The 231-nt window shown below is 38.5% G+C and carries 1 protein-coding gene; it reads left to right on the forward strand.

The genetic code is table 11. From position 1 onward, the window contains the following. On the forward strand, positions 1-231 hold a 231-nt coding region (locus tag AOA60_RS31935; protein WP_218241018.1), incomplete at both ends, for a hypothetical protein.

Genomic DNA, 231 nt, shown 5'->3' on the forward strand with positions numbered 1-231 from the left:
GCTACTCATGAGGCCAACCAACCTGGGACAATTATCTTAGCTCCATTAGATAATTGGCAATATTCCCTAGCGAGCTTAAATCTTGTTCACCATCCAAATGACGGAACATTGTTATTTACAAATGAAGGTAGTATTCCAGAGCTTATACTGAATGAAATTGATAGATTATCACCAAAAGGAAATGTAGATGGTGTGCAAGTGATGGTATTAGGAGAACTGGAAGAGTTGGAG

It is taken from the genome of Pseudomonas sp. 2822-17 (assembly GCF_002742485.1).
Lineage (GTDB): Bacteria > Pseudomonadota > Gammaproteobacteria > Pseudomonadales > Pseudomonadaceae > Aquipseudomonas > Aquipseudomonas cyclaminis.